This window comes from Streptomyces mutabilis, from assembly GCF_014649815.1.
Classification (GTDB): domain Bacteria; phylum Actinomycetota; class Actinomycetes; order Streptomycetales; family Streptomycetaceae; genus Streptomyces; species Streptomyces mutabilis.
The window spans coordinates 1-2,011 of the sequence record NZ_BMTT01000066.1 but is presented as its reverse complement, the minus strand read 5'-3'; the positions used below and the strand labels follow the sequence as shown (position 1 = coordinate 2,011).

Sequence of the window (2,011 nt, the reverse complement as noted above, 5' to 3'; positions counted from 1 at the left end):
ACCTGCCCGGCCTGCGGGCTGCGGGCGGGACACCGGCCCTCCTGCACCACCTCGTCCGCACCCGTACCCGCACCGGAAGCCGACGCGGTGTCGCACGCACCGGCGAGGCCACCGACCTCGCGCACCGCTTGGTCGGCCTGCCCGCGGAGGCCCGCACCGACCTGGTGCTGGACCTGGTGCGCGGCCGGGTGGCGACGGTGCTCGGGCACGCGGACGGTTCGCTGGTCGACCCGCAGCGCTCGTTCCAGGAGCTGGGCCTCGACTCGCTGACGGCGGTGGAGCTGCGCAACGGCCTGTCGGCGGCGACCGGACTGCGGCTGCCGGCGACCCTGGTGTTCGACCACCCGACCTCGGCCACGCTCGCGCGGTACCTCCTCGACGAGCTGCTCGGCACCGCCGAGGACACGTCGGTCCCCGTCGGCGCGTTGCCGCCGGTGTCGGACGATCCGGTGGTGATCGTGGGCATGGCGTGCCGGTACCCGGGTGGGGTGCGGTCGCCGGAGGACCTGTGGCGTCTGGTCACCGAGGGCGTCGACGCCATCGGCGACTTCCCGGACGACCGCGGCTGGGACCTCGACGCCCTGTACCACCCCGACGCGGCACACGCCGGCACGTCCTACACCCGGTCCGGCGGGTTCCTGCGCGACGCGGGGGAGTTCGACGCGGAGTTCTTCGGCATGAGCCCTCGCGAGGCGCTCGCCACGGACGCGCAGCAGCGGCTGCTGCTGGAGACGTCGTGGGAGGCGCTGGAGCGGGCCGGCCTCGATCCGGTGTCGCTGCGGGGCAGCCGTACCGGTGTGTTCGCCGGCGTCATGTACGGCGACTACTCCGACCTGCTGACCGGCCCCGAGTTCGAGGGATTCCGTGGCAACGGCAGCTCCGCCAGCGTGGCCTCCGGACGTGTGGCTTACTCGCTGGGCCTCGAGGGTCCGGCGGTCACGGTCGACACGGCGTGCTCGTCGTCGCTGGTGGCCCTGCACTGGGCGGCCCAGGCGCTGCGGTCGGGTGACTGTGACCTGGCGCTGGCCGGTGGTGTGACCGTGCTGTCCACACCGGAGCTCTTCGTGGAGTTCTCGCGGCAGCGCGGCATGTCGGCGGACGGCCGGTGCAAGGCGTTCTCCGACTCGGCGGACGGCGTCGGGTGGGCCGAGGGTGTCGGCATGCTGGTGGTGGAGCGGCTGTCGGACGCGGTGCGCAACGGTCACGACATCCTCGCCGTGGTGCGGGGTTCGGCGGTGAACCAGGACGGTGCGTCGAACGGCCTCACCGCCCCGAACGGACCGTCGCAGCAGCGCGTGATCCGCCAGGCCCTCGCCGGGGCCGGTCTGTCGCCGCTCGACGTGGACGTCGTGGAAGGCCACGGCACCGGTACGACGCTGGGTGACCCGATCGAGGCACAGGCGCTGCTGGCGACCTACGGCCGCGACCGTGATACGCCGCTGCTGCTGGGTTCGGTGAAGTCCAACATCGGGCACACGCAGGCCGCCGCCGGTGTCGCCGGTGTGATCAAGACGGTCATGGCCATGCGTAACGGCCTCGTGCCCGGGACGTTGCACGTGGACCGGCCCTCGTCACACGTGGACTGGACAGCCGGCGACGTCGACCTCGTCACCGAGAACACCGTATGGCCGGCGGTGGAGCGGCCGCGGCGGGCGGCGGTGTCGTCGTTCGGTATCTCCGGCACCAACGCCCACACCATCCTCGAGCAGCACATCCACATCGTCAGCCCGGCCGAACCGGAGCCCGCCGACGTCGTGGTGCCGTGGGTGGTGTCCGGCAAGACGGCGGCCGCCCTGAAGGAGCAGGTCGCGCGGCTCGCCGACAGCCAGGGACGGCCGTTGGACATCGGCTTCTCCCTGGCGACGACCAGGTCGGCATTCGAGCACCGGGCCGTGCTCGTCGGACGTACCAAGGACGAGCTGCTGGCGGCCGCCACCGAGGCGGTGGCCGGTGACGGTCGGCTGGGTGTTGTGTTCACGGGTCAGGGTTCGCAGCGGCTGGGGATGGGGCG

General features: G+C 72.7%; 1 protein-coding gene. It reads left to right on the top strand.

Going from position 1 to position 2,011, the window contains the following annotated elements; all coding sequences use genetic code 11:
- Window positions 1-2,011: type I polyketide synthase (locus IE142_RS34605; RefSeq protein ID WP_229831192.1), on the top strand; the 2,011-nt coding region annotated here is incomplete at both ends.